The sequence below is a fragment of the Falsihalocynthiibacter sp. CO-5D18 genome (genome assembly GCF_041205445.1).
Taxonomy (GTDB): domain Bacteria; phylum Pseudomonadota; class Alphaproteobacteria; order Rhodobacterales; family Rhodobacteraceae; genus Falsihalocynthiibacter; species Falsihalocynthiibacter arcticus.
Genome location: NZ_JBGFCF010000007.1, coordinates 187,219 through 209,275, shown reverse-complemented (window position 1 = coordinate 209,275; position 22,057 = coordinate 187,219). Strand labels below are relative to the sequence as shown.

The following is a 22,057-nucleotide window of genomic DNA, read 5'->3' as shown; positions in this document are numbered from 1 at the left end:
GCTCTTATCTCCTTCTTCCGCCACTAGCAGCCTTACCACGAGCCTTACCTGATTTAGCACTGTGAGAGGACGGCCGTTTTTTCATGGCTGTGTTTTTCTTTGCTGCGGGTTTGGCTCTTGGCTTTTTTGCTGCCTTTGGCTTTTGTATCGCCGCCTTTTTCTTCGTTGCCTTTGCCTTGTTTGCGCCACCAGCTTTTGCCTTGGCACCGTCTCTCGTGGGAGGTGCCCCCGTCCGGTTTACCGCCGCCTTTTTATTTGCGGTTCCGACCTTAGCTGCTCCAGCCGGCCGTTTGGACTTGGCAACGGCATCACGGGGCTTCTGAACTTTTGAAATGTCTTTCGTTCCCGTCGACTTCGCGAGGTTGGCCCGCATGTCGTCGCCCCGATTGGGCGTTTTCGCAGGCAAGGTTGTGGCGCCATTCGGGCCGCGTTTATTAGTTATCTTCTTCTGAGCATCTTTTTTGCGGCGCTCGTCGGGCTGCCAACCGCCAACATTGCCCGCACGGTTTCTATCCCCATTATTTTTGCCAAGGTTGTTACCGTTATTATTCCCAATTTTGTTGCCAATATTCACATTTCCATCAACGCCGATATCAATATTCGGATTTCGATAAATCGGCCCACCGCCCCAACCACCACAGTTGCGACATCCCCAGTAATCGTTCCAAGGGTCGTTATTGTCGAAAATTGCATCCAACACTAAATATGAACCGAATCCGATCAAACCTGCGGTCAGGACGTCGTTTGTGCTGTTACTTTCCTGCACATAAACAACATTTGAATCATATTGAGGCACATAGACAATTTCGGGGTCGGTGGGTTGAATGACGATGGCTTCCTCGCCGCTCGCCCCCTTCGTAACCTCAACTGTTTGCTCGTCCCCTGACACCAAAACACCGCTGGCATTCGCCACTTCGCGCCGGTTTTGGACGGCGACCATAACGTCGTCACTTTGGGCCAGCATTGCTGTGCCTATGGTATCCGTCCAATCGACATGCTCGGCCATATCGGCCAAAACATCTGGGAAGGCCGCAGCCAAAACAGCAACGCTTTCGTCCCAGCCTTGCGCATCAATGGTTTCCTTCAACGCTTCAGGTTCGACACCTTCGTTGTCTTTAATCAGCCGATCCGCCTTCATCACATCAAGCGGGAACGTCGCCGCAACCAATATTTGGATCAACAACGTGTCTGGATACAGCGCGACGGGGCCAACGAGTGTTTGTAGCTCTTCAGCGGTTAAGAGCGCTTCTTCTGTGGCCGCGACCGCGGTCGTTTCTGCCGCCTCCGTGGCGCTGGTCTGAGCGCCTGCAACGCTCGGTAAAAACAAAACGGACCCTAAAATCGCAGCTTTGAGTGTTAAATGTTTCATTTGTTAATTCCTTTACTGCTAAACTTTGGCTCCTAGAAGCCACAGATTAGGACCCTATTTTTTCAACGCCTTTAACAAGGCTGCAACAACGCCATTGAGTAAACCCGGTGCAAACATCGCAAATGGATCGCGCGCCATAGAGCGCACACTTTGAGCGAGGAGTTTTGCTTCTTGGGTCGCATCTTGAATTTCTGCTTCCAAATCTTCAAGAGCCAAATCCCGCACTTCGGCAACGCTTGCGACGTCGGCATCTGCGTTTTGGTGATTGGCAATGGACACAAAGAGACCCGCCACGAGGAAGTTGGCAAACGCCACGATCAAGGCCGCCATCGGCTTTGACACTTGGGTCGCTAGTTCAAAATACGCGGCGCCATTTAGCATGACTATGCCAAGACCCGCGGCAATCCCTGCCATCACCATCATCACGGTTTGACGCCGCAAAACCGCCATGCGCCGTTGCGCCATCAGGCGCTCAGCACGTAAAATGATTGTTATATTCCTGCTAATACGGCTCATAACTACCCCCTATGCCCAGAACGTCCGAACAGATAGCCAACGAAAAATATTCCCAACGCTGTCAGGACTGGCTTGCGGTGCGGCAGTGTTTCGAGGTCTTCCAATGCTTGATGGACCAGCCCCGCAAACTCGCCCTCTTCAAACAGCCCAGACGAGTCGGCTTGGGCTGCTGCAGTGTCCGTTTGAACGTCCTCTTGCGAGGTCACGTTCTTGATTTCGCTTAACGCCTTTCGAAGTTGAGCCAGCTCCGCCTCGAGTTCCGCTTTCGTCGCCATAGCTTGTGCTCCTGTTCATTTTCTTGGTTCCGCAGCCATCCTGTTAGCCATAATTGCGCGAAAAACTGCACGCGTTTTTCCGCAACAAAGCCCCCCAGCCAATTACAATCGTTAAATAAATTTCATTCAATCCCCCGTGCACAAAAGAGTTTAACATCGCCCCCTCTAAAGTATAGGATTATTTCGGAGAATGGATTCTTTACGCGTCGCAAAAAAGGGGAAGACGATTGGACACTGACCGCCCAAGCAACATTCGTTTCACCCAATCCAGCGCGCAACAATGGATACCTGTCGTTGTTTTGACGGTTATCGTTACATTTCTTTACTTGGACGTCGCACGTCCGTTTTTGGTCTCTCTCATCATGGCAGCAATTGTCGCCGAGATGTCGGAACCTTTGTATAATTTCGTGCTGAGACACCTGGGAAATCGGCGCGGCCCCGCGACCGTCGTGACACTGCTCGTATTACTTGCATCGATCATTACCCCGCTGATCGGCGTCGCGTTTATGGCAGCCGAGCAAGCCTCGTCTCTCACGACGGGGGCTGTGGGTCTCTATCAAACCATTGCAAAGAATCCGCCGCATTTTGAGATTCCCGACTGGGTTCCCTTTCAAAGCGACCTTGAAGATGCTTTGCCCCAAATTCGTGCGAAAATTCAGGAATTGGTTGTAACTTTCGCAACGTATTTCGCCAGCGTTTTGGGAGCGCTTACAAAAGGAACCGCCTTCTTTTTTCTGCACCTTTTTGTGTTTATCTACTCCATGTTTTATTTCCTCCAAATGAAAACCTCCATTATTTCGCAGGTTTTGGCGTATTCAACCCTCCCCCTCCCCCTCCAAGCTGCGCTCAACGAACGAATTATTTCCGTCAGCCGCGCAACCCTGAAAGGCACGCTTTTAATTGGCATCGCCCAAGGGGCCCTCGGTGGCCTAGGCTTCTGGGTTGCCGGAATTAGTGCGCCCGTTTTCTGGGCCGTTGTGATGGCAATTGTCTCCATCATTCCTGCGCTCGGCCCGACCGCAGTTGTGCTCACGGGGGCGATATATTTGGGTGTTGAGGGGGAAACGGGTCCGGCCATTGCGCTTGGGCTATGGGCGTTCCTTGTTGTCGGGACGATTGATAATTTCCTGCGTCCGATCCTTGTTGGGCGGGACGCGCAAATCCACAACATTCAGATTTTGATCGGAACTTTGGGCGGGCTGGTGGCATTTGGCGCGGTTGGCCTTGTCTTAGGGCCGGTTTTGGCGGGGCTTTTCACAACCGTTTGGCAAACCATCCGCGACATGGCCCCTGACGCAAACACTAAGGCAACGGCGCTCCCCGTCGCCAACGATTAACGGAACCTTTAAGTGTCACAGAACGAACCCGTTTCAATCATTCGCAATATTGGGCCAGCCTCGGTAGACCTTTTTGCGCGGGCCGGAATTCACTCCGCCGAGCAGGTGCGCGAGCTTGGGCCGGATGCGACCTATCGCAAACTCGTCACGGCAGGCACGCGTCCGCATTTCATTGGCTATTACGCTCTGGTGATGGGTCTTCAGGGGCGTCCATGGAATGACTGTAAAGGTGCCGAGAAAGAAGCGCTTAGGGTGCGGTTCGATCAGATAAAAGATAGCACACAGGCCGCGCCATTGGCCGGGATCGAAAAAATTCTCGACGAAATCGGGGTCCGCGCAAAGAAATAGACGCCCGCGCATTTTCAAGCGCAATCAGCTTGTTGATCTAGGCCTCAATCAACCGCCGTGGCTAAATCGGACGTTTGCACTGAATATCGTTTCACCTCAGCGCTTAATCAGACTTCGCCAAAGGTTAATCCAGCGTTTCTGCCCCTGTTCCCCAAAACGCAAAAAGCCCGCACCAGTTAAGGCGCGGGCTTTCCTTTGGTAAACCTAAAAAGGCTTAGCCAACCAATTCAAGGCCAGAGAAGAAGAACGCGATTTCTTCTGCTGCTGTTTCTGGAGCGTCGGAACCGTGAACCGAGTTTTCGCCAATTGAAAGTGCGAATTCTTTGCGGATTGTGCCGGCTGCTGCGTCTGCTGGGTTAGTTGCGCCCATAACTTCGCGGTTTTTCGCGATTGCGTCTTCGCCTTCAAGAACTTGAACAACAATTGGCTCGGAGATCATGAATTCACAAAGTTCGCCAAAGAAAGGACGCTCGGAGTGTACGCCATAGAATGTTTCTGCTTGAGCAAGTGTCATTTGAATGCGCTTGGATGCAACGATGCGCAGGCCAGCTTCTTCGAATTTTGCTGCAATTGCGCCTGTAAGGTTGCGTTTTGTAGCGTCTGGTTTGATGATCGAGAAAGTGCGTTGAACAGCCATGATGGGCTCCTATCGGGTTGGACAATCAGGCAAAAGCCCGCGAAAATATCGCCGCTCTGCTAGCATGCCCTTGCTCGGTTGAAAAGCGGCGATTGACCGCGCCCTCACAATGGGGCAAACCCCGCCCATGTTGAAAATTTCTGATATATCTTATTCGGTCAATGGCCGCCCGCTCCTGCAGAACACATCTGTTACGATTCCTGATGGCCACAAAGTTGGCATCGTGGGTCGTAATGGCACGGGGAAGACGACTCTTTTCCGCCTCATCTGGGGGGAATTGGTGTTGGAAACCGGTTCCATCACGATGCCCAAAGGCGCGCGCATGGGCGGTATTTCACAGGAAGTGCCGTCAAACGAAGTGTCCTTGATTGATACCGTTTTGGCCGCCGATACCGAACGCGCCTCCTTGATGGCGGAAGCCGATACCGCCACCGACCCCCACCGGATTGCCGAAGTGCAGACCCGTCTAACCGACATTGACGCATGGAGTGCCGAAGCCCGCGCAGCCCAGATTCTTAAGGGTCTTGGCTTTGATTCCGAGGCCCAAAAACGCCCCTGTTCGGATTTCTCGGGCGGTTGGCGCATGCGGGTCGCTCTTGCGGCCGTGCTGTTTTCAAAACCCGATTTATTGCTCCTCGATGAGCCGACAAACTACCTCGATCTTGAGGGCGCTTTGTGGCTTGAGAACTATTTGGGCAAATATCCGCATACCGTTTTGATCGTGTCGCACGACCGTGGGTTGCTCAATCGGGCGGTTGGTTCGATCCTGCATCTTGAAGACAAGAAACTGACATTCTATCAGGTGCCATACGACAAATTCGCCGAACAACGCGCCGCGAAATTGGCCGCTGCGGCCTCCGAATCTAAGAAGCAAGACGCCCGCCGCGCCCACCTTCAGAGCTTTGTTGACCGCTTTAAGGCGAAAGCTTCTAAAGCGACTCAGGCCCAAAGCCGCGTAAAAATGCTCGCAAAAATGACGCCAATCAACACACCGAGCGAATCCGCGCTCAAACGGTTCTCGTTTCCTGAGCCAGAAGAGTTGTCACCACCGATTATTAATATGGAAAGCGCAAGCGTGGGCTATGGCGACAAGGTGATCCTGAAAGGCCTCGACCTGCGGATTGACCAAGACGACCGCATCGCGCTGCTTGGGAAAAACGGCGAAGGGAAATCGACCCTGTCGAAACTGCTTTCAGGCCGTTTGGAAACCATGAGTGGTCGGATGAATTCGCACAATAAGCTGCGGATCGGATATTTTGCCCAGCACCAAGTCGACGAACTCCATGTGGATGAAAATCCGCTCGACCACTTGCGTCGGGTGCGCCCCAAAGAATTGCCCGCCCGTCACCGTGCGCGGCTCGCAGGCTTCGGCCTTGGGGCAGATCAGGCCGACACCCTTGTAGGTCGGCTTTCTGGCGGCCAAAAAGCGCGGCTTTCGCTCCTCTTGGCAACAATCGACGCACCGCATCTCCTCATCCTCGATGAGCCCACCAACCACCTTGATATCGAAAGCCGCGAAGCGCTCGTTGAGGCGCTCACCGCCTATACAGGGGCCGTTATTTTGGTGTCGCACGACATGCACCTCCTCTCGCTGGTCGCGGATCGGTTGTGGCTTGTAAAAGATGGCACCGTGCATCCGTTCGAGGACGATCTGGAAGCCTATCGCAAGTTGCTACTCACGAGCGATGCCCCCAAAAAGGCACGCAGCCCAAAAGTTGCCGCCAAGAGCAAACGTCCAACTGGGGATCAGATGAAAGCGCTGCGCGCCGACGTGAAAGTTTGTGAACAAAGAGTCGCAAAACTCAACGATATGGGTGATCGTCTTGCCAAGAAACTTGCCGATCCGTCTATCTATGAAGAAGGTAAATCGGGTGAAGCCGAGGTTTGGCAAAAGAAATACGGCGAAGTACGTGACGCGACGGATCGTGCCGAAGCCATGTGGATGAAATCGCTAGAGAGGCTTGAAAAAGCAGAAGGTTAAGTTTGGATTTTACGATCTTAATTCCGGCATTCGCGACCCTTTTCGTGATCATTGATCCGATTGGATTGATGCCGCTTTTTGTGGCGATGACCCAAGGGATGTCCCAACATCGCCGCCGCGCAATAGCGGTGCGTTCCGTGGCAACCGCGGCCGTTTTGCTCACTCTGTTTGGACTTCTCGGCGAAACCGTTCTGGGATTTATCGGCATTTCAATGGACGCTTTCCGCATAGCGGGCGGCGCTCTTTTGTTCCTAACTGCGCTTGATATGCTGTTTGATCGCCGCTCAAAACGCCGTGGCGACCAAGCCGCCGAAGCGACAAGCGAGGAAGATTTCGACGACCCCTCGGTTTTCCCCCTCGCAACCCCTCTGATTGCAGGGCCTGGGTCCATCGCGACTATGATCCTGCTTGTCGGCCATTCCGAGGGCACAATCGGCTTGATCGGAATTTTGCTCACCATGTTTGCGGTGCTGCTGTGTGCCCTTGCGCTCTTCTTTGCAGCAAGCCCTTTTGAGCGCATTTTAGGGCCAACGGGGATCAACGTTGTAACACGTCTTCTTGGGATGCTATTGGGAGCACTCGCCATTCAATTCATACTAGACGGCATACAGGGCTTCATTCAGTCTGCCCTTTAATCCATTGAACTAAAGAGGTTTTCATGAGCGGAGACGACACAGGACGATTGATCTACTTGGTTCTTCTTGGCACTGTCATTGCCAGTTGGTTCTTTGTCCAAAACCGCCAATCCATGGGAAAAACTCTACAACAGGGCGCGCTTTGGGGCCTGATTTTCGTCGGGTTCGTCGCCGCTTACGGCCTCTGGGAAAACATCAAATCCGACCACGCGACGCAGTCATCCTTTCAGGACGGCGACGGTGAAATCATCACACTCGTGCGCCACCGCGATGGCCATTTTTACGCCGAACTCACAATCTCGAATACTCGAGTCGAATTCCTTGTAGATACGGGAGCCACTGACATTGTTTTGAGCCAAACTGACGCCCAAAAACTGGGAATTGAAGTAAACGACCTACAGTTTTTCGGCACAGCAAATACCGCAAATGGCGTTGTAAAAACCGCGCGGGTCCAATTGGCGGATATTGAGTTTAATGGGATCAAAACGCCCAGAATCGCCGCATATGTAAATCAAGGCGACCTCAATATATCCCTTTTGGGGATGTCCTATCTGAGCCAAATGAGCAGCATTGAAATCGCTGGCGACAGAATGATTTTGCGCCGTTAGGAGCTCTCGGCCTTTTTTACCCAAGAGCCCGTTTCTTCTGACCAATAAATCGCCTTCGCCCCCTCAGACGTCAGGGTTTTCCATTGCGCGCGCGCGCGGTCAACGGACTCGGGGTCGGTCCCGTCAAACAAAACACAGGCCCGTTCGGATGCAGAAATTTCCTCGGGTGAAAGCGTCGCCCCTTCGAGGGAAATCAAACAGGTCGCGCCGTTAAGGATCTCCGATTTAGTGGTCAACAATACCGGCTGGTCGGCATCATGTGGGCCACCCGCAAGGCCGTGCGGCAAAAATCCGTCACGCGGGTTGCGCCACAAAGCATCATCGATTTGTGCCAGAGATCCCGCATCGACCCCGCGCACAGCGACACGCCACCCTGCCTGAAGCGATTTTTCAAGCAGGGTTGTCAGCGTTGCAATAATGGGACTTTGGGTGACGTGATAGAAATAGACCTGTCCCATCAGTCCTCAAAACGATCGCGAATTAGGCGGTCGATGGCAACAACACCCCATCCAGTTGCCCCGCCCGGTGCAAGATCTGTGCCGGTTTTAATATGAGCCACACCCGCGATATCGAGATGTATCCATGGCGTTTTCTTTTGGACAAACCGTTGAAGGAACTGCGCCGCCGTGATCGATCCTGCCGCGCGTCCACCAATATTTTTCATGTCGGCAATCGGGGATTTCAAAAGCTTGTCATAGCTGGCGCCAAGGGGCATCCGCCATGCGCCTTCATTCTCAGTGCGCGCCGCCTTGAGGAAGCGATCACAGAATTTGTCATTATTGGAAAACACGCCCGCGTTGTCATGGCCCAACCCAACAATAATTGCACCCGTCAGCGTCGCCAGATCGATCATCCCTGAGGGATTAAACCGTTCCTGCGCATACCACATCACGTCGCACAAAACGAGACGCCCTTCCGCGTCCGTGTTCAAAACCTCAATCGTGTCGCCTTTCATCGAGGTCACAACATCGCCCGGACGCATGGCCTTGCCGTCGGGCATATTCTCAACGATTCCAACGAGCCCCACGACATTTGCTTTGGCATTACGAAGCGCGAGGCTGCGCATAACGCCCGCAACAACACCCGCACCACCCATGTCCATTGTCATGTCTTCCATGCCCGCGGCGGGCTTGATGGAAATGCCCCCCGTATCGAACACAACGCCCTTGCCGACCAAGGCCAAAGGCGCTTCTTTTCCGCCACCGTTCCACTGCATAACAACAACTTTAGAAGCGCTTTCGCTGCCCTGCCCAACGGCCAAGAGCGCGCCCATACCAAGTTTTTCAAGCTCGGCTTCCTCAAGGATTTCCACCTCTAAACCGAGGTCTTGCATGGCCGCCAAACGCGCTGCAAAATCATCGGTTGTCAGAACATTCGAAGGCTCGTTCACCAAATCGCGGGTGAAGAATACCCCTTCTGCAAGAGCGGCAAACGGAGCGGCCTTCGCAGCAATATCTTCAGGCTTTCCGACTTGAAAGCGCACTTCGCCGCGTTCTTTTACACCGCTGGTTTTATGGGGTGTAAAATCATAGGACCGCAAGGCAAGCCCAAACGATATCTCGGCGGCTTTGCCAATTGTATTGGCGCAAACCAAAGTGCTTTCTTTGGTTAAGCCCTTGGCGATAGTGGCCCCTGCTTTGCGTGCATTTTCGATTGTTGGATTGCGGGAAAGGCGAATAACCTGAATGGCAGTTGCCAACATGCCCGACGGATAGGCCAAATCAAGCCCCATTCCTTCCTTCATTTCTTCAAAAGCATCACTCAAGATAAACCGTCCAAGTGCACCCTTTGTAATACGGTTAATCCGCCGAGATGAACGATCAAGCCTCCCGTGAGGCTCTAAAAACACAACAATGCGTCCAGTTTGTTTTGCGATCGAATCTAAACTTATGTCGTCAAAATACAGGGCAATGGGTGTGGTCATCAGAGACTCCTTTGAATGTGTCCCCATATTGGTAGCCTCCAAACGGCGACATGACCAGATAGCAGTTTTCCCCAGCGCAATATTCCGATAAGTTTACCCAATTCAACCAAGATTTCGAGGGGATTCACGTGGCGAGATTCGACAGATATGTCCTGTCGCAACTGATGGTGCTCTTTGGTTTCTTTTCCTTGGTTCTCGTGCTGGTCTATTGGGTCAATCGCGCGGTATCTCTGTTTGATCAAATCATCTCAAGCGGTCAATCGGCTGGCGTTTTCCTTGAACTTACCGCGCTTGCTTTGCCACGCGTCATCGTCCTTGTTTTGCCATTTTCTGCTTTTGTTGGAACGGTTTACGCGGTGAATAGACTTTCGTCTGAGAGCGAAATGGTTGTTGTCCAGTCGGCAGGTTTCAGCCCGTATCGCATGGCGCGTCCGGTGATCGTTTTCGGGTTTATTGTGGCGATTATGATGAGCATTCTGTCCCACGTTCTTATCCCTGCGGCGACGAAACAGATTGGAATCCGATCGTTAGAATTGTCGCGAAACATCACCGCGCGCCTTTTGGTGGACGGGACATTTTTAAATCCGACCAAGGGAATTACGCTCTATATTCGCAATATTTCACCTGACGGAGCCCTGAATGAGATCCTTTTATCGGATGCACGCTCTAAGGGCGTCCGAACCACATATACGGCCAAACGCGCGCTTTTGGTGGAAGACGCCTCTGGACCAAAGTTGTTGATGCTTGAAGGCATTGCGCAAAGTTTGCGGGCGGAGGGGCAACGGCTGTTTACCACAAGTTTTCAGGATTTAGTTTTTGATATCAATGACCTAATCGCCGCGCCCTCGACAAGAAACCGAACGATCAGCGAGTTATCCACTTGGGAGTTGTTACATCCGACACCTGCCCTCCTCGCGGAAACGAAGGTCAATGAAGCCCGTATGCTGTCTGCCGCGCATCAAAGGCTTTCCCAACCTCTCTTGGCGTTGGTGAGCGCACTTATCGGGTTTTCCTGCCTTCTTTTGGGTGGGTTTAGCCGCTTCGGACTCTGGCCGCAGATTGGATTTGCCTTTGTGCTGTTGATTGTTGTGAAGGCTGTCGACTCGGCAGCCCTCGACATGAGTTTACGTGCCGCAAACTTTTGGTGGGCAGCCTATCTTCCAGCGCTTGTTGGTGTCGGAATGTCCGGTACCCTGCTTTGGTTTGCCGCCAATCCGCAAGTCCTTGCCCAATTGCGGAGGTGGGCGCGATGACTCTCTATTTCTATTTGGCACGCAAGTATTTGAAAGCCATTTTTGGTGTCTTTTCCGTCTTTTTGGGCATTGCCTTTCTGCTCGACATTGCTGAACAAATTCGCAAATTTGGCAATGTCGATCTTGGATTTTCCGATCTGATTACCCTTGCGGCGCTCAATACCCCGAGTTCGATGTATGCTATTTTGCCACTTGTTGTTGTGCTCGCGACCCTTGCGCTGTTTCTGGGGCTTGCACGTAGTAGCGAATTGGTTGTCATTCGCGCCTCTGGTCGAAGTGCGATCAAAAGTTTGATCTCGCCGGTGATCGTCGCGTTTCTGTTTGGGGTCATCACAGTTGCGGTTTTCAATCCCATCGTGGCCGCCACAAAAAAGCAATATGAATATGTGTCGCGCCAATTCACGACGGACCAATCCTCTGTTATGTCGATCAGCGCGGAGGGCCTTTGGCTTCGGCAGGTGGACAGCGAAAACCAAACGGTAATTCGCGCCGCAGGAGCCAATCTTGACGGCACCGAATTGCAGCAAGTGACGTTCCTTATCTTCAGTCAGGAAGGCGACCCGTTGACGCGCATTGAGGCCGCAACAGCGGTGCTTGAGGACGGATACTGGGCATTGAGCGGGGTCAAAAGATGGCCCCTTGAAGGCAGTACAAACCCAGAGCGCGATGCCATTCTGTTGGAAGATTTTGCCCTTGAAAGCGACCTGACTGTTGACAAAATTCGCGACAGTTTTGGAACGCCCAATGCGATCTCGATTTGGGATTTACCAAATTATATCGATCAGCTGGAACGCGCGGGTTTTTCTGCCCTTAAACACAAATCTTGGCTGTATCGCGAGTTGGCAATGCCGTTGATGTTTGTGGCTATGGTGATGATTGGCGCGGGTTTCACGATGCGCCACACTCGTTTTGGCCGCACTGGGGTGATGATTTTAGCCGCGATACTCCTCGCCTTTAGCCTTTTCTTCCTTCGGGATTTCCTTCAAATTTTTGGAGAAAACGGACAACTGCCGATTGCTCTTGCCACGTGGTCACCACCCATCGTGTCAATTTTTATCGCGATGGCCCTCTTGTTGCATATGGAGGACGGGTAATGCTCGAAATCCGTCCTGTGACACGCATTTTGGCTAGCGCGGTACTAGTGGCGTTTGCAATCCCCGCCACGTTTGCCCATGCGCAAACCACGACCCAACAGGAACAGAATGGTCCTGCAAGTCTGGTGGCCGATGCAATTTCAGTGAACAGTGACGGCGATTTGGTCGCGACGGGGAACGTCGAGGTTTTCTTTGACGAGGCGCACTTGAAGGCGCACAAAATCACCTATCAATCCAAACAAGAAACGCTGCTGATCGAGGGGCCCATGAGCCTTACTAGAGGCACCGAAACTCTGATCTTGGCGGATAGTGGTGCGTTGGACCGCGACCTTCAAGAGGGTCTTCTTGTCGGCGCGCGTCTTGTCCTAAACCAGCAATTGCAAATGGCCGCGAACCAAATTCAACGCGTCGACGGCCGCTATACCCGCCTTTACAAAACGGTTGCGTCCTCCTGTGAGGTCTGTGCGAGCAACCCGACACCGCTTTGGGAAATACGGGCCGAAAGCATCGTACACGACCAATTGGAAAAACAACTCTATTTCGAAAAAGCGCAACTACGGGTCATGGGGGTGCCTATTTTTTACTTGCCATACATGCGCCTTCCCGGCCCATCGCTCGAACGCACACGTGGTTTTCTCATCCCGTCCCTCGTGTCGAATTCCCAGTTGGGCCAAGGTGTGCGGATTCCGTATTTTCTGCCCTTTGGCACCTCAAAAGACCTCACCCTCGCCCCTCTTGTTACCAATAATACCAATACGATGGAGTATCGTTACCGCCAAGCCTTCCAGAACGGATTGCTTGAATTTGAGGGTGCGATTTCGAAGGACGACATCATGCCCGACATCACGCGCGGGTATCTCTTTGGCGGTGGTGAACTCGCTGTGGCACAGGACTTTATCTTGAAAATTCGCGCCGAAATCGTTTCGGATCATGACTATCTTTTGACCTATGATTTCTCGGACCAAGATTTGCTCAACAGCACCATCGATTTGTCGCGGGCGAAACGATATGAGTATATTAGCACCGCGCTTTCCAATGCGGAATCCCTGCGCGAAGGCGACGACAATGCCACCTTGCCCAACCTCGCCTTTGACTCGGTCTATGAGCGACGTTTCTTTCCTGTCGGCGTTGGTGGATCGGCAACGTTTTCTGCCTCCTTTCATGCCGCACAGCGCCAATCCGACGAAAACATTGTCGGACGGGACGTGCAACGCGGCGCGGCCTTTCTAAGTTGGAAAAAGACAGCGCTCGTTGGCAACGGCATGCTCTTTTCCGCGGGGGCGGATGTGGGGGCCGAACTGTATGGTATTGAGCAAGATACGACATATCCGCCGTCCGAGTTCCTAACTTATGGCACCCTTGGGGCCGAATTGCGCTGGCCGCTCATGAAGTCATCTCAGGATGGCACAAAGCACCTTTTGGAACCCATCGTTCAAGTGTTTTACAGCCCTCTTCAAAGCGACTTCCCGCCAAATGAAGACAGCCAAGACGCCACATTGGACCCGGGTAACATGTTCTCGGGCAACCGTTTTCCCGGATTGGATCGACGCGAAGCGGGGACATGGGCCAATATTGGGTTAACTTACAAACGCGTTAGCCCAGACGGATTAACCTTTGGAGCAACCGTTGGGAGGGTGGTGCGCGCCCAAGACCCCGATTTGTTCTACCAAGGGTCGGGATTAGCCGGTTTTCAATCGGATTGGTTAGCGTCTTTTGAAGTCGATATCCTAAACAGATTGTCCTTTGCATCGCACTCCCTGATTGACGACGACTTCTCGTTTACGCGTAGTGAAAACCTCCTGACTTACACCGATGATCGGTATAATATTTCAACAGGCTATATTTGGCTTACACCGGAACCAGCGCTTGATCGATATACAAACACTTCGGAATGGACGTTTGATGCTGACTACCTGATCAACTCAACGTGGTCTGGTGATGTATATTGGCGCTATGATTTGGCCGCCGTCACCCCCACAGAAGCGGGTTTCGGCTTAACCTATCAAAATGAATGCGTTGAGATTGACCTTTCGCTCTCGCACCGCTTCACTTCCTCCGATAACGTGGACCCTTCAACGAGTGTTGGCATGACCGTTGCTCTTACTGGGTTTGGCTCGGATGGCTCAAAACCCAAGAAGTCGGTTCAAAAATGCAGGCGTTTCAATTAATCATGCGACGTGACGACCAGAATGACAAATAACAAGGCCCAGTAGCAATGACAGTATCTAAACACTTCTTTCATACGATCCTTGCCGTTTTTCTCGTGCTTGGCGCCGTGCCTAGTGCGCAGGCTCAGGGTCCATTTGACATTGTGGTGCGAGTCAACGAGCGCATCATCACACAATATGAACTCGAACAACGCGCCCTCTTCTTGAAAGCGTTGGGCACCGCTGGCAACCTCACCCAAGAATCCACCGACCGTTTGATTGATGAGCGTCTCTATTTGGATGCCGCTGAGCGCCTCGGTATTTCCGTTGAGGACGAGGCCATAAACCAAGGCATGATTGAGTTCGCTGGGCGCGCAAAGCTTGAGCCAGAAGAGTTCATCCAAGCCATGGCCGAAGAGGGCATTGACGTTCAAACGTTTCGGGATTTCGTCGCTTCAGGCATCCTTTGGCGCGAGGTAGTGGGCACGCTCTTTGGTCAACGCGGGCGCGTCTCAGAGGCGGAAGTTGACCGCGCCCTTTCTCTGTCGTCCCAAACCGGTGGCGTGCGGGTGCTGTTGGGCGAAATCGTCCTTCCGGCTGACACGCCCGAGAACCAAGAACGCGCGGCCGTCATTAGCGCCGAAATCCAGAAGATCACGAGTACAAAGGTTTTTTCCGAAGCAGCAACAGCCGTTTCCGTTTCGCAATCCGCGCCAAATGGTGGCCAGTTAGACTGGCTGTCCCTCGCTGATTTGCCGCCTGCATTTCGCCCTCTTCTCCTGACACTCGCCCCCGGTGAAATCACCGACCCTATTGAAATTCCAAATGCATTGCTGTTTTTTCAAATGCGTGCAATTCAGGAAACGGCTGCGCCAATCCCGACGGCCCTCGCGGTGGAATACGCACGGCTCTATTTAGCAGGCGGGCGCGCACCGAACGTCGTGAAGCAAGCAATGAGTCTGCGTTACACTGCTGATTCCTGCGACGATCTATATGGGCTGTATCCCAATTCAACCGAGGAGCAGCTTGAGATCATCTCGCAAGCCCAGTCAGACGTGCCAAGCGACATCGCGGTAGAGCTTGCGAAACTTGACGAAGGCGAAGTCTCGGCGAATTTAACCCGCAACGACGGACAGACTTTGGTGGTGCTTATGCTTTGTGGGCGCACGGCCGAAATCGTTGAGGACGAGACTCGCAACGCCCTTCGCACCCGCCTGATTAACGAGCGCGTCACATCTTATGCCGATGCGTATTTAGCTGAATTGCGGGCAACCGCTTTGATCCGCGAACCATGATTCCACCGATTGCTTTAACCTGTGGCGAACCTGCGGGCGTGGGTATGGAAATATCCGAGAAGGCTTGGTCTGAACTGTCGGGATCTGTGCCGTTTTTCCTCATCGCCGATCCGCGCCACTTGGTGGGGTCGGTGCCCCATGTTTTGATTGACCACCCAAATGAAGCCGCAAGCGCGATGGCCGGTGGCCTACCCGTTTTGCCCCATTCTTTTGCTACGCAGAACCACTTCGGAACCGCCACTGCGGCCAACGCCCAAGGCGTGATCGACGTGATAGAAAGGGCGGTTAAATTGGTTCAATCCGGCCAAGCCAGCGCAGTTTGCACCAACCCCATCCACAAAAAAGCCCTTAAAGATGGCGCTGGATTTGCCTTTCCCGGCCACACGGAATTTTTAGCGGATTTGGCAGGGGTGGAGCGCGTAGTGATGCTGCTGGCCTGTGATCAGTTGCGCGTTGTACCCGTCACAATCCATATTGCGTTGAGCGAAGTTCCAAAACAACTCACCCCCGAATTGCTGCGCGAAACCTTGCGGATTACAGTCGCCGGATTGCAGGGCGACTTCGGCATATCCAAACCTCGAGTTGCCGTCGCGGGCCTCAACCCACATGCTGGAGAAGGCGGGGCAATGGGGCGTGAAGAACTCGACATGATCAACGGTGTGATCGCGCAAATGCAGGTCGAAGGAATGGACCTTCGCGGCCCCCTGCCCGCAGATACCATGTTCCATGCGCGCGCCCGTGCGAGCTATGATGTAGCGGTCTGTATGTACCACGACCAAGCCCTGATCCCGATCAAAACGCTCGATTTTGATCGCGGTGTCAACGTCACTCTGGGCCTTCCCTTCGTGCGCACCTCGCCCGATCATGGCACCGCTTTTGACATTGCTGGCCGTGGGATTGCTGAACCCACAAGCCTTATCGAAGCCCTCAAACTTGCGCATAAAATGGCGACTGCGCGTGCGCAAAATTAGGACCGAACAATGGCAACAATAGACTCCCTCCCTTCGCTCGCGCAGGTGATCGAAAACCACCAACTTTCCGCCAAGAAATCCCTAGGGCAAAACTTTCTACTCGACCTCAATCTGACGTCCAAAATCGCCCGCCAAGCGGGGGACCTAACGCAATGCGATGTTCTCGAAATCGGCCCCGGCCCGGGCGGGTTGACCCGTGGTTTGCTGGCCGAAGGCGCGCGCCGCGTACTGGCCGTGGAAAAAGATGCGCGCTGCCTCCCCGCACTCGCGGAAATTGCCGCTGTCTATCCAGGGCAACTTGAGGTGATCAACGGCGACGCGCTGGAAATCGACCCATTGTCCATGCTGACACCGCCCATCCGTGTTGCGGCCAACTTGCCCTATAACGTGGGAACCGAACTGTTGGTACGCTGGCTCACCCCCGCCGTATGGCCGCCGTTTTGGCAGAGCCTGACTTTGATGTTCCAGCGCGAAGTGGCGAATCGTATCGTCGCCGAACCGGGTGGAAAAGCCTACGGGCGACTCGCGATTTTGGCGCAATGGCGCTGTGATTGCCGTATTGTCATGAGTCTCCCACCCGAGGCCTTCACGCCCGCGCCAAAGGTTCACTCTGCCGTAGTTCATTTACAAATGCGCGAAAAACCGTTGTTTGAGGCCGACCCCAAAGTTTTGTCCCGCGTTGTGGCTGCGGCTTTCAATCAACGCCGCAAAATGCTCCGCGCAGCCCTCAAAGGGCAAGCACCCGACATCGAGGATCGTCTGATGGCAGCGGGCATCAAACCCACCGAACGCGCAGAGCAATTGTCCATTGAGCAATTCTGTGCCTTGGCCCGTGAGTTAGCCAAACCCTAAACTCTAGGCATAAAAAAGGGCTAAAGGTTTCCCTTTAGCCCTCTCTTTAACGAATTTTAAAGACCTACTCGCCTGTTGGCTCGGACCGGGGAGCAGCCTCTGAAGCAGGTGTACCCGCATCGACATTTTTCTCGATTGGCTTACGACGGCGCGGGGCACGTTTTGGCTTTTCTGAAGCTGGCTCGGCCCCGTCTACTGGGGCGGCAACTGGGTTTTCAGTCCTAGGCTTACGCGGCGGGCGATTAGAAACCTTGCGCGGTTTGGCCTCAGGCGTATCCACCAATCCGCTATTATCAGTGCTTGTATCCAACAAATCAGGTTGTGGGCCAGAACCCAAATCAGGCTGAACAAAGGGGCGCGGCGTATCTGGCTTGGCAACCGGCGTCGGAGCGGATTGTACGGGCGGTTCAATCGGGGAAGTACCTGCGGCCTGCGTTTCTTGACGTTCGAACCGCTCCGTGCGCTCGCTGTCGCGCTGCGCCTGACGGTCACGGTTTTGGGCTTCTTGGCTTTCACGGCGCTCTTCGATTTCGCGCATATTTTCGGCCAACAGGCGGGTGTAATGCTCGGAATGCTGGGCAAAATTCTCTGCAGCGACTCGATCATTTGACAACTGAGCATCGCGCATCAGTTGGTTATATTTGTCGATTATTTGCTGTGGCGTCCCGCGCACCTTACCTTCAGGTCCCGAACTATCGAAAACCCGATTGGTTAAGTTTCCACCATTGTTTGATGGAAAACGGCTACGGTTATTCTTACCGCGTGAGCGTGTTTTGGAAGATCTCATATTTTTTCTATCCAGCCCTATATGGCAGTCGTAAGGTCCATGCCGCGCCTCTTGCGTGGGGTTTCTATACCGGCCCTGACGATTTCTGGCTTATCAGCAAGGGGGACCGCCTATTAAGCATCCGCCGCCTTACCTTAATCAGGAGTAAACACGACCCCGCGCGTAAAACAAGCATAAATTTCATCTTAGAGGCATCATTAGGCGATTTTCGCACAATACGTGTGAAATTTCCGTCAATTTTCCGCCCAAACCCCCGAAACAGCCCTGTCATTGTTGGAAAGGTCTTTGGAAACAGCAACCTGTGTGAAGCCTGCCTGTTCAAACATTTGAGCCACCTGTAGACCTTGATCAAAACCAATTTCCACGATGAGGCGTCCGTTTGGCACAAGGTATCTGGGCGCGTTTTGGGTAAGAATTTGGTACGGGCCAAGTCCGTCTCCCCCCGGCGTAAGGGCACCATGCGGTTCCCAGTCGCGCACTTCGGGTGCAAGGGTTTGCATGGCCTGTGCACTGATGTAGGGAGGATTGGACACGATTAGATTGAAAGCCTGTGGTGGAATGTCAGCGAACCAATCGCTCGTTATGAATTCAGTGCGGCTGGTAAGGTTGAGCGCTTCGGCGTTGCCGCGCGCCACAACCAACGCGGCCGCACTCACGTCGGTCGCAAGCCCCGTGGCCTTGGTCTCCGCCAGCAAAGTGAGCAGGATGCAGCCGCTGCCGGTGCCAAGATCAAGCACCCGCTCAAAAGGGCGTTCAAGGGCCAAGTCAATCACAAGTTCCGTATCTGGACGCGGATCTAAGACATCGGGCGTCACCCGAAAGTCGCGCCCATAGAAGGCCCGCAGGCCGATAATTTGCGACACGGGTTGGCGGCCCATGCGCGCCGCAATAAGTGTCTCATACTCCGCGAGGGCCACGCTGGACATCGGCTCCTGATCCACCAAAGTGAGGCGCGCGCGTTCCGTTTTTAAGGCATGCGCGAGTAAAATACGCGCGTCGGTGGCGGGATCGGCGACCCCTGCCCCTTTAAGAAGTCGAACTGCTTCGAAAAGGGCAACCGCCCCCGTCTTCTCAGGGGTCAATTTTCCATCTCGGCCAAAAGCTCGGCCTGAGCATGGGCGGTCAGCGCGTCAATGGTTTCGTCCAAATCGCCCGCCATCACCTGATCAAGTTTATACAGGGTCAGGTTGATTCTGTGGTCGGTCATGCGCCCTTGCGGGAAATTATAGGTACGGATACGTTCACTGCGATCGCCCGACCCCACCATGCTTTTGCGGCTGGCAGAGCGTTCGTCGTGTAGCTTTTGGCGTTCCAAATCATAGAGACGCGTTTTGAGCACGGTCATGGCGATTTCGCGGTTGCGGTGCTGCGATTTCTCGGCGCTCACAACGATGATACCTGTGGGGATATGGGTGATCCGCACGGCGGAATCGGTGGTGTTAACGTGTTGCCCACCCGCGCCGGAAGCCCGCATGGTATCGATGCGAATATCATTGGTATTGATATTAATATCAACATCTTGGGCTTCGGGAAGCACCGCAACGGTTGCCGCTGACGTATGTATCCGCCCGCCACTTTCAGTCGTGGGTACGCGCTGAACACGATGAACGCCACTTTCGTATTTCAGGCGCGCGAAGACGTTCTCGCCCGAAATCCGCGCGACCAATTCCTTGACCCCGCCAAGCTCGCTTTCATTGTATTCAATGATCTCAAATTTCCACCCGTGATTGTCGCAATAGCGCTGATACATGCGCATCAAATCGCCTGCAAACAACCCCGCCTCATCGCCCCCAGTTCCGGGACGGATTTCCAACATCGCGGGACGAGCATCGGCCTCATCCTTGGGCAGGAGTGTAAGTTGCAAAGCGGATTCAGCGAGGGGAAGACGGGCGCGCAAAACGGGCAGTTCCTCATCCGCCAGCTCTTTCATCTCGGGATCCAACAGCATCTCTTCGGCATCAGCTATATCACTGGTGAGTTGTTGATAGGACTGAATTTCATCAACCACGGGCTTAAGGTCGGAATATTCCTTGGCCAGGACCGCAATATCAGACGTCCCCTCCGCCATAGAAGCTTCGAGAAATTGAAACCGTTGAAGGATCTGCATGAGTGTGTCTGTTGCTATCATGCTATGGAAATGCGTTATCTGCCGGATTTGGTCAAGGGGGCGAAATGTGCTAAGATCGTCATATGAACGGTTTAAGCTTAATTTTTGCTTTGCTGGGCACAGCAAGCCTTGCCGAAACGGCCAACCAAAGCGTTGCTACGCCACCGCTGCCTGAGGTTTCATGCTACTGCACCGACAAAACGGGAAGCCGTGTCGAACTGGGTCAAACCGTCTGCTTACAGGTTGATGGACGTATGTTTACCGCCCGCTGCGAGATGTCGCTCAACAACCCAATGTGGCGCGAACAATCCGAGGGCTGCCTATCCTCCGGTCTGTATCAAATCCGCGACCCATCCTTGGATACGCGCCTGATTCACCCCAAGATCTTTTTTCCCAAATCTTGACCTGCCAACAATCGTCGTCTCGGATCCTGATTGCTCAATTGTGGTATAATCTGGGAAGTTCCAAAGCGCTGAACGGGTGATATAGGTGACGTGCCGCTCCTCGGGAGAGCCCGCCAGAACCTTTGTGCGGTCCGTTTGCAGGATAAGATCATGCAGTTGCAAAAAATCGATCCCCTGAAGCGTGGTCCGATAACTCTTCTCAGACGGTTCCGCTATGTCATGAACCGAACGGTGCCACAGTGATGCAGGACTAGGTGCCAATCGGACATAGAGCGAAAAAAGGGCCAAGACCCCCACCAATCCCATGAGTAGTTTAATCATTACGTGTCAATTCTCTAAATGAAGGTCAGGTTAAAGGCTGGGAGTTTTCTACCATACGGGCAAAGAAAGACGCGCCAATCGGTAGGATTTCATCATTGAAAACATAGGCGGGGTGGTGAACTTGCGCGCCCATACCCTGCCCCAAATGAAGATAGGCCCCGGGGCGTTCTTCGAGCATATAGGCGAAGTCCTCGGCGGCCATGATCCGACTTGCGTCTTCGTCCACATTGGCCTCTCCCACGATGCTCCGTGCCACTTCTGCGGCCTTTGCGGTTTGCGCGGTGTGGTTGATCGTGGCCGGATAACCTTTGTGATAAACTAGCTTTGCATGCACCCCGTAAGCGCTTGAATATCCGCTACAAAGTTCCTCAAGCCGTTTCATCACCATGGCCTGTACATCCTTTGAAAAGGTGCGCACGGTTCCATTGATATAGGCCGTATCGGGGATAATATTGTCCGCGGTCCCCGCGTGAATTTGTGTGACAGATACCACCAAATCGTCGGTCGCTTTGTGATTGCGACTCACAATGCTTTGGATGCCTTGCGCAAGCGCGACAGCAGCCATAATCGGGTCGGCGGTTTCGTGCGGCATCGCGGCATGTCCGCCGGTCCCTTTGATGAAAATATCAAAGCTATCAACCGCTGCCATATTCGGCCCGACGCAGGTTTCAAACTTGCCGACAGGCACTTCGGGCGCGTTGTGGATGGCATAGACTTCTTGGATGTCAAAGCGGTCCATGACGCCTTCTTGGCACATCACTTCGCCGCCGCCGCCGCCTTCTTCGGCAGGCTGGAACAACAATGCTACCCGCCCCGAAAAATTGCGGGTTTCCGCGAGATATTTGGCCGCGCCCAGCAACATCGTCGTGTGTCCATCGTGGCCACAGGCGTGCATTTTTCCGTCATTCTTGGACGCATATTCTACGCCGCTTTCTTCTTGCATCGGGAGAGCATCCATATCGGCGCGCAGGCCAATTGTGGGGCCAGGTTTCTGGCCGTTGATGATCGCAACAATCCCCGTTTTGGCGATGCCTTCCTCAATCGAATCCACCCCAAATTCACGAAGTTTCTGAGCGACGAACGCAGCTGTCTCGTGGCATTCAAAGCCAAGCTCTGGGTTCTCGTGCAATGCCCGACGCCAAGTAGTCATTTCCGCACTCAGATCCCCTATCCGATTGATAACTGCCATCTGCTCT

22 protein-coding genes are annotated in these 22,057 nt (G+C 53.5%); 11 read left to right on the top strand and 11 right to left on the bottom strand.

Annotation, left to right across the window (positions count from 1 at the left end):
* Positions 1-4 precede the first annotated feature (4 nt).
* Genes AB9F27_RS11670 through AB9F27_RS11660 form a run of 3 tightly spaced genes read right to left on the bottom strand, consistent with a single transcriptional unit; the run spans position 5 to position 2,160 of the window.
* Entirely contained in the window at positions 5-1,369 is a 1,365-nt protein-coding gene (locus AB9F27_RS11670) for a DUF3300 domain-containing protein (RefSeq protein ID WP_335585445.1), read from the bottom strand.
* A gap of 54 nt (positions 1,370-1,423) precedes the next feature.
* The gene (locus tag AB9F27_RS11665; protein ID WP_335585446.1) at positions 1,424-1,885 is read right to left on the bottom strand and encodes a hypothetical protein; all 462 of its coding nucleotides are present in this window, start codon (positions 1,883-1,885) and stop codon (positions 1,424-1,426) included.
* 2 nt (positions 1,886-1,887) lie between these two features.
* Positions 1,888-2,160: a hypothetical protein gene (locus AB9F27_RS11660; protein ID WP_335585447.1), complete on the bottom strand. Its 273-nt coding sequence runs from the start codon at positions 2,158-2,160 to the stop codon at positions 1,888-1,890.
* Between the two features lie 227 nt (positions 2,161-2,387).
* Between AB9F27_RS11660 and AB9F27_RS11655 the strand changes: the two genes are divergently transcribed.
* Together AB9F27_RS11655 and AB9F27_RS11650 are read left to right on the top strand one after the other, a co-directional pair.
* Entirely contained in the window at positions 2,388-3,497 is a 1,110-nt protein-coding gene (locus AB9F27_RS11655) for an AI-2E family transporter (RefSeq protein ID WP_335585448.1), read from the top strand.
* A 12-nt stretch (positions 3,498-3,509) separates the two neighbouring features.
* The gene (locus AB9F27_RS11650) at positions 3,510-3,845 is read left to right on the top strand and encodes a TfoX/Sxy family DNA transformation protein (RefSeq protein WP_335585449.1); all 336 of its coding nucleotides are present in this window, start codon (positions 3,510-3,512) and stop codon (positions 3,843-3,845) included.
* Positions 3,846-4,059: 214 nt separating this feature from the next.
* Here AB9F27_RS11650 and ndk read toward each other — a convergent pair whose 3' ends face one another.
* Positions 4,060-4,482 (bottom strand): nucleoside-diphosphate kinase, encoded by a 423-nt coding sequence (gene ndk, locus AB9F27_RS11645; RefSeq protein WP_335585450.1) that lies wholly within the window; start codon positions 4,480-4,482, stop codon positions 4,060-4,062.
* A 127-nt stretch (positions 4,483-4,609) separates the two neighbouring features.
* Here ndk and AB9F27_RS11640 point away from each other — a divergent pair, with 127 nt between their 5' ends.
* The 3 genes from AB9F27_RS11640 to AB9F27_RS11630 are packed head-to-tail and all read left to right on the top strand — an operon-like array spanning position 4,610 to position 7,706.
* Complete coding sequence (locus AB9F27_RS11640; protein WP_335585451.1) at positions 4,610-6,463, top strand: ABC-F family ATP-binding cassette domain-containing protein; 1,854 nt, start codon at positions 4,610-4,612, stop codon at positions 6,461-6,463.
* Between the two features lie 2 nt (positions 6,464-6,465).
* Complete coding sequence (locus tag AB9F27_RS11635) at positions 6,466-7,098, top strand: MarC family protein (protein ID WP_335585452.1); 633 nt, start codon at positions 6,466-6,468, stop codon at positions 7,096-7,098.
* A 23-nt stretch (positions 7,099-7,121) separates the two neighbouring features.
* Entirely contained in the window at positions 7,122-7,706 is a 585-nt protein-coding gene (locus tag AB9F27_RS11630; RefSeq protein WP_335585453.1) for a TIGR02281 family clan AA aspartic protease, read from the top strand.
* Here AB9F27_RS11630 and AB9F27_RS11625 read toward each other — a convergent pair.
* Together AB9F27_RS11625 and AB9F27_RS11620 are read right to left on the bottom strand one after the other, a co-directional pair.
* The gene (locus tag AB9F27_RS11625; RefSeq protein ID WP_335585454.1) at positions 7,703-8,164 is read right to left on the bottom strand and encodes a DNA polymerase III subunit chi; all 462 of its coding nucleotides are present in this window, start codon (positions 8,162-8,164) and stop codon (positions 7,703-7,705) included. The genes AB9F27_RS11630 and AB9F27_RS11625 overlap by 4 nt on opposite strands.
* Positions 8,164-9,630 carry a leucyl aminopeptidase gene (locus AB9F27_RS11620; protein ID WP_335585455.1) on the bottom strand — a complete coding sequence of 489 codons (1,467 nt, stop codon included), beginning with the start codon at positions 9,628-9,630 and terminating at the stop codon, positions 8,164-8,166. Before AB9F27_RS11620 ends, AB9F27_RS11625 begins: the two co-directional genes overlap by 1 nt.
* Before the next feature lie 128 nt (positions 9,631-9,758).
* On the opposite strand from AB9F27_RS11620, the gene lptF reads away from it, so the two are divergent.
* From lptF to rsmA, 6 genes are read left to right on the top strand one after another with little or no spacing between them, the layout of a single operon-like run.
* Entirely contained in the window at positions 9,759-10,883 is a 1,125-nt protein-coding gene (gene lptF, locus AB9F27_RS11615; protein ID WP_335585456.1) for an LPS export ABC transporter permease LptF, read from the top strand.
* Positions 10,880-11,977, top strand: a complete 1,098-nt coding sequence (gene lptG / locus AB9F27_RS11610) for an LPS export ABC transporter permease LptG (RefSeq protein WP_335585457.1) — start codon at positions 10,880-10,882, stop codon at positions 11,975-11,977. Before lptF ends, lptG begins: the two co-directional genes overlap by 4 nt.
* A complete protein-coding gene (locus AB9F27_RS11605) occupies positions 11,977-14,145 on the top strand; it encodes an LPS-assembly protein LptD (RefSeq protein WP_369757724.1) in 2,169 nt (722 codons plus the stop codon). Before lptG ends, AB9F27_RS11605 begins: the two co-directional genes overlap by 1 nt.
* A gap of 47 nt (positions 14,146-14,192) precedes the next feature.
* Positions 14,193-15,419, top strand: coding sequence for a SurA N-terminal domain-containing protein (locus tag AB9F27_RS11600; RefSeq protein WP_335585459.1), 1,227 nt, complete (start codon positions 14,193-14,195; stop codon positions 15,417-15,419).
* Complete coding sequence (gene pdxA / locus AB9F27_RS11595) at positions 15,416-16,390, top strand: 4-hydroxythreonine-4-phosphate dehydrogenase PdxA (protein ID WP_335585460.1); 975 nt, start codon at positions 15,416-15,418, stop codon at positions 16,388-16,390. Before AB9F27_RS11600 ends, pdxA begins: the two co-directional genes overlap by 4 nt.
* 9 nt (positions 16,391-16,399) lie before the next feature.
* Entirely contained in the window at positions 16,400-17,242 is an 843-nt protein-coding gene (rsmA, locus tag AB9F27_RS11590; RefSeq protein WP_335585461.1) for a 16S rRNA (adenine(1518)-N(6)/adenine(1519)-N(6))-dimethyltransferase RsmA, read from the top strand.
* A 64-nt stretch (positions 17,243-17,306) separates the two neighbouring features.
* Here rsmA and AB9F27_RS11585 read toward each other — a convergent pair whose 3' ends face one another.
* The 5 genes from AB9F27_RS11585 to AB9F27_RS11565 all read right to left on the bottom strand — a co-directional run bounded on the left by AB9F27_RS11585 (position 17,307) and on the right by AB9F27_RS11565 (position 22,050).
* Complete coding sequence (locus AB9F27_RS11585) at positions 17,307-18,029, bottom strand: DUF4167 domain-containing protein (RefSeq protein ID WP_335585462.1); 723 nt, start codon at positions 18,027-18,029, stop codon at positions 17,307-17,309.
* A 233-nt stretch (positions 18,030-18,262) separates the two neighbouring features.
* Positions 18,263-19,111, bottom strand: coding sequence for a peptide chain release factor N(5)-glutamine methyltransferase (gene prmC, locus AB9F27_RS11580; protein ID WP_335585463.1), 849 nt, complete (start codon positions 19,109-19,111; stop codon positions 18,263-18,265).
* Positions 19,108-20,157 carry a peptide chain release factor 1 gene (gene prfA / locus AB9F27_RS11575; protein ID WP_335585464.1) on the bottom strand — a complete coding sequence of 350 codons (1,050 nt, stop codon included), beginning with the start codon at positions 20,155-20,157 and terminating at the stop codon, positions 19,108-19,110. Before prfA ends, prmC begins: the two co-directional genes overlap by 4 nt.
* A gap of 299 nt (positions 20,158-20,456) precedes the next feature.
* On the bottom strand, positions 20,457-20,861 hold the full coding sequence (locus AB9F27_RS11570) for a DUF1499 domain-containing protein (RefSeq protein ID WP_335585465.1): 405 nt from the start codon (positions 20,859-20,861) through the stop codon (positions 20,457-20,459).
* Between the two features lie 25 nt (positions 20,862-20,886).
* Positions 20,887-22,050, bottom strand: coding sequence for a M20 aminoacylase family protein (locus AB9F27_RS11565; RefSeq protein ID WP_335585466.1), 1,164 nt, complete (start codon positions 22,048-22,050; stop codon positions 20,887-20,889).
* Between the last annotated feature and the right edge of the window lie 7 nt (positions 22,051-22,057).